General features: G+C 70.5%; 6 protein-coding genes and 1 pseudogene. 5 read left to right on the forward strand and 2 right to left on the reverse strand.

Features of this window, described 5'->3' with window-relative positions:
- Positions 1-317: hypothetical protein (locus tag FK498_RS17560; RefSeq protein WP_141856852.1), on the reverse strand; the 317-nt coding region annotated here is incomplete at its 3' end.
- A 183-nt stretch (positions 318-500) separates the two neighbouring features.
- Here FK498_RS17560 and FK498_RS17565 point away from each other — a divergent pair.
- The 5 genes from FK498_RS17565 to FK498_RS17585 all read left to right on the forward strand — a co-directional run bounded on the left by FK498_RS17565 (position 501) and on the right by FK498_RS17585 (position 3,980).
- On the forward strand, positions 501-809 hold the full coding sequence (locus FK498_RS17565) for a DUF4212 domain-containing protein (protein ID WP_141856854.1): 309 nt from the start codon (positions 501-503) through the stop codon (positions 807-809).
- Between the two features lie 10 nt (positions 810-819).
- Complete coding sequence (locus FK498_RS17570; RefSeq protein ID WP_141856857.1) at positions 820-2,829, forward strand: sodium:solute symporter family protein; 2,010 nt, start codon at positions 820-822, stop codon at positions 2,827-2,829.
- A gap of 81 nt (positions 2,830-2,910) precedes the next feature.
- Positions 2,911-3,237 carry a YggT family protein gene (locus tag FK498_RS17575; protein WP_141856859.1) on the forward strand — a complete coding sequence of 109 codons (327 nt, stop codon included), beginning with the start codon at positions 2,911-2,913 and terminating at the stop codon, positions 3,235-3,237.
- Positions 3,237-3,563 carry a hypothetical protein gene (locus FK498_RS17580; RefSeq protein ID WP_141856861.1) on the forward strand — a complete coding sequence of 109 codons (327 nt, stop codon included), beginning with the start codon at positions 3,237-3,239 and terminating at the stop codon, positions 3,561-3,563. Before FK498_RS17575 ends, FK498_RS17580 begins: the two co-directional genes overlap by 1 nt.
- 27 nt (positions 3,564-3,590) lie before the next feature.
- The gene (locus FK498_RS17585) at positions 3,591-3,980 is read left to right on the forward strand and encodes a hypothetical protein (protein WP_141856863.1); all 390 of its coding nucleotides are present in this window, start codon (positions 3,591-3,593) and stop codon (positions 3,978-3,980) included.
- Between the two features lie 7 nt (positions 3,981-3,987).
- Here the strand turns inward: FK498_RS17585 and FK498_RS19490 are convergent.
- Positions 3,988-4,453, reverse strand: a pseudogene (locus tag FK498_RS19490) (hypothetical protein); the annotation flags it as partial.

The following is a 4,453-nucleotide window of genomic DNA, read 5'->3' on the forward strand; positions in this document are numbered from 1 at the left end:
GCGGCGAGGCGCGCGAGCGCCTCCGCGAGTGCCGATTCGCGCCCCGTGGCGTGCGGGCGCAGCCAGGCCTCGGCGAGTGCGGCGAGGTCGCCCTGGGCGGCGAGGTAGACGCGCCAGCGGCACGCGCCGAGCGCGGCGGCGAAGTCGGGCTCGGCCAGGGCCCTGTCCCAGTTCACCCCGAGCTTCACCCCGCAATAGTCCATCACCGTCTTCTGGGCGACGAAGGCGCCCCAGCGCCCGAGATGGACCGCGAAGGCCGTCGGATCGGCCGATCGCTCTGCACGCAGGCGTCTGACCAGCCGGCCGAGCAGGCTCATCGGCGCGCCGTCCTCGCCGTGGTGGACGCGAAGGAACCTGTTGGCATCGCGCAAACCCGCGTGTTAACTGGCCGATGGGCGATCGTATTGAACCTTTCCGGCGCCGGCAGGGAAAGGGCATGCGGCAGCCTTAGGGAGAGGAATGCCGGCGCCGGGTCTCGGGCGCCGCCAAGGGAGAGACGGATGGCACTCGTTCCTGAGGAGGCTCCGGCGGTCAAGCCGCCGCCACCGGTGGAGATCGACCCGGCCGTGGCCCGGGCCTACTGGGCGAAGACCTCGACACTGATGTGGACCACGCTCGCGATCTGGTTCGTCGCCAGCTTCGTGGTGCACCTGTTCGCCCCGAGCCTGAACGCGATCCACATCCTGGGCTTCCCGCTCGGCTTCTACATGGCCGCCCAGGGCAGCCTGATCGTGTTCGTGGTGACGCTGTTCTGGTTCGCCAGGCGGCAGAACCAGATCGACGAAGAATTCGGCGTGGCCGAGGAGTGAGGGGACGACGATGGCCCAGCAGAAGGACGCCTTCCTCAGCCAGCTGAACAAGATCTACGGGGGCTATGTCGGCGGCTTCGCCGTCTTCGTGCTGCTGCTCGCCGGTCTCGAGCAGATGGGCGTGCCGAACCGGGTGATCGGCTACCTGTTCGTGGCGCTCACGATCGGCGTCTACGCCTATATCGGCATCCTCAGCCGCACCATGCAGGTGAGCGAGTACTACGTCGCCGGCCGACGCGTGCCCGCCATCTACAACGGCATGGCGACGGGGTCGGACTGGATGTCGGCCGCCTCGTTCATCGGCATGGCCGGCAGCCTCTACGCCCTCGGCTATGGCGGCCTTGCCTTCATCCTCGGCTGGACGGGCGGGTACATGCTGGTGGCGGTGCTGATCGCGCCCTACCTGCGCAAGTTCGGCCAGTACACGGTGCCCGACTTCCTCGGCGCCCGCTACGGCGGCAACCTGGCGCGCTTCGTCGGCGTGACCGTGCTGATCACCGCCTCCTTCGTCTATGTCGTGGCGCAGATCGTCGGCGTCGGCATCATCACGCAGCGCTTCCTTGACGTCTCCTTCGCCGTCGCGGTGTTCATCGGCCTGGGCGGCATCCTGGTCTGCTCGATGCTGGGCGGCATGCGGGCGGTCACCTGGACGCAGGTGGCGCAGTACATCGTGCTGATCATCGCCTACCTGATCCCGGCGATCCTGATGTCGGTGAAGCTCACCGGGGTGCCGATCCCGCAGCTGATGTACGGGATCGCGCTCGAGAAGATCGAGGCGCTGGAGGCGACGATGCGCGCCGCCGGCCAGGTGATGCTGCCGCACACCCAGGCCTTCGCCGGGCCGAACCAGCAGTTCGACCTGAACCGGGCGATCAACTTCTTCGCCCTGGTGTTCTGCCTGATGGTCGGCACGGCCAGCCTGCCGCACATCCTGATGCGCTACTTCACCACGCCCTCGGTGCGCGAAGCGCGGCAGAGCGTGGCCTGGTCGCTGTTCTTCATCTTCCTGCTCTACTTCACCGCGCCGGCCTACGCGGCCTTCGCCAAGCTCGAGGTCTACCAGAACGTGATCGGCCAGCGCATCGACGCGCTGCCGGCTTGGCTGGAGAACTGGCGCCTGATGTCGCCCTATGGCGTACCGTGGGTGAACGTGGTGGACCGCAACAACGACGGCATCCTCCAGCTCGCCGAGTTCTCGATCCATCCCGACGTGATCGTGCTGGCGACCCCGGAGATCGCGGGCCTGCCCTACGTGATTGCCGGGCTGGTGGCGGCGGGCGGGCTGGCCGCCGCGCTCTCGACCGCCGACGGGCTCCTCCTCGCGATCGCCAACGCGCTCAGCCACGACATCTACTACCGGATGATCGACCGGCACGCGCCGACCAAGCGGCGGCTGATCGTCGCGCGCACCATCCTGATCTCGGTCGCGGTGGTGGCCGCCTACACCGCGGGGCATCTCGGCGCCGACATCCTGTTCCTGGTGGCCTGGGCGTTCTCGATCGCCGCGGCCGGGCTGTTCGCGGCGCTGGTGCTGGGCGTGTGGGACAAGAAGACCAACAGCACCGGCGCGATCGCCGGCATGGTGGTCGGCTACGTGGTGACCTTCGGCTACCTGCTCTGGAGCGAGTTCGCCGGGCTGTCGATGATCGAACTGGTCGGCTCGAAGGAGGCGATCATCCGCGCCTACCAGCAGTATGTCGCGATCCCGACCATCGCGGCCGAGGCGAAGGCGCCGATCCAGGCACTGCTCGCCAACCAGGCGGCGATCACCGACGGGCCGCTGCACGGCGGCATCTTCTGGGGACAGACGGTGGTGCTGCGCAACCGGGTCACCTGCCAGCTCTGGGCGATCAACAACATCTCCGGCGGCATCTTCGGCGTGCCGCTCGCCTTCCTGGTGACCTACGTGGTCAGCCGACTGACGACTGCGCCGTCGCAGGCGATGCAGGACTTCATCGAGTCGATCCGCATCCCGCGCGGCGGCGTGAAGCTGGTCGACCGCGAGCACGCGGTCGACTGAGCCGCAGGCATCGCAGCCCGGGGCGGGGCGAGGCGGGCGGCCGCCTCGCCCCGTCCGTTCCAGAGCAGAGCCGAAGCCGGCATGAACGGGCCACACCTGATCTGGTCCTACCTGCCGTTCTGGGTGGTGGTGTACGGCCTTGCCGTGCTCGCCTGGACCTCGCTCGGGCGCTTCCTGCTGCAGGTCTTCGTCGCCCCCGACAGCCAGAACTACATCTGGCGCTTCTTCCGCCTGCTGACCGACTGGTGGGTCGGCACGGTGCGCCTGGTGACGCCGCTCTATGTCGCGCCACTCTACCTGCCGCTGCTGGCCGCCCTCTGGGCGTTCGGGCTCCGCCTTGTCATCGCGCTCGCGATGTTCGCCGCCGGCCTGGCGCCCCGGCTCTCCGCGATGCAGCCGGGCACCTGATGACGCCGCAGGGGCTGTTCGTGCTGACGGTCGGCGTCAGCCTGACGGGTGCGCTGGTGCACATGCTCGGCGGATCGTTGCTGTTCATCATCGTGTTCCAGACCGCACCGCTCTGGTGGCCGGAGATCTTCGGCTTCCATGCGCCCGTGCTGGCCTACGCCGCCTCGCTGCTGATCGCCACCGCCACGCTGATGCTCGGCGGTGTGCCGGCTGCCCTGGTCGAGCGCGTCACGGGAGCGACCGCGCCGGCCGCGCCGGCGATGTGGACCTGGCTTGCCTCGGTCGCGGCGCTCACGCTGGCGGGACTGGCACTGGGCTTCGGCTGACGCCAGACTTGCCGCAGGGAGCGCCCGATGGATCGCATCGTGGCCGTGGCCGACCAGACCATCCGCCGCGCCTGCGGCTTCGCCGCACTGGGCGTCTGCCTGACCATGTTCGCGCTCTCCTTCGACGCGGTGCTGGCATTCCGCGCCGGCGCCGTGCTCACCACCGCCGTGTTCGCCGCCCTGCTCTATCTCGGCCACCGCGCGCCGCGCTTCGACGTGCGCCGCACCGAGCTCTGGTCGGTCACCGGGCGTCAGCTCAGGCTCCCGCGCGAGCGGGCGCAGAGGCTGCTCGGCGGCGTGCTGCGCGACCGCTATCTCTGGCATGCCGATCGCGCCGCACTGCTCGCGATCGGGCTCTGGAGCGCGGCCGGCGCCGTCTGGCTGCTCCGGCTCGCGCGCGGCGCCGCAGGAAGTTGAGCCGCGGTCAGGGCGGCGGCGCGCTGCGGCACGCGGCCGAACCGACGCGCGCGATACGCGCCTCGCAAGCGGCGTCGGAGCGCGGCGGCGACAGGCCGGCGACGAGCAGCAGCGCCCCCGCGGGCAGCCCGCCTGCTTGCCGCGCCGCCTCGGCTGCCCGCACGAGCGCAGCTGCGGCCTCGACTGCACCGTGCCAGGCCTCGTCCGCGTCGCTCCGCAGCGTCGCGGCGAGCGGGCGCCGCGCTGCCTCCTGCCAGCCTGCGCGCGCCGGGGGACCGAACACGACGAGCCCGAGGCCGGCGAGATCGGCCAAGTGCGACGGCAGGTCGGGCGGCCCGTCGGCGAAGCGCGTCTCGGCGAGGTCGAGCGCGGCGTGCAGCGAGGCGATCCGGCGCAGCACGTCGCCGGCGCGATAGGGCGTGGCGCGCGGCGGGAGATCGGCGCCGAGCTGCGCCAGCAGGGCGAGCGTGACG

The organism is Elioraea sp. Yellowstone, from assembly GCF_006704265.1.
Taxonomy (GTDB): domain Bacteria; phylum Pseudomonadota; class Alphaproteobacteria; order Acetobacterales; family Acetobacteraceae; genus Elioraea.

Coding starts and splice junctions, on each gene's coding strand:
- FK498_RS17565 (WP_141856854.1), top strand. CDS start 501: ATGGCACTCGTTCCTGAGGAGGCTCCGGCGGTCAAGCCGCCGCCACCG.
- FK498_RS17570 (WP_141856857.1), top strand. CDS start 820: ATGGCCCAGCAGAAGGACGCCTTCCTCAGCCAGCTGAACAAGATCTAC.
- FK498_RS17575 (WP_141856859.1), top strand. CDS start 2,911: ATGAACGGGCCACACCTGATCTGGTCCTACCTGCCGTTCTGGGTGGTG.
- FK498_RS17580 (WP_141856861.1), top strand. CDS start 3,237: ATGACGCCGCAGGGGCTGTTCGTGCTGACGGTCGGCGTCAGCCTGACG.
- FK498_RS17585 (WP_141856863.1), top strand. CDS start 3,591: ATGGATCGCATCGTGGCCGTGGCCGACCAGACCATCCGCCGCGCCTGC.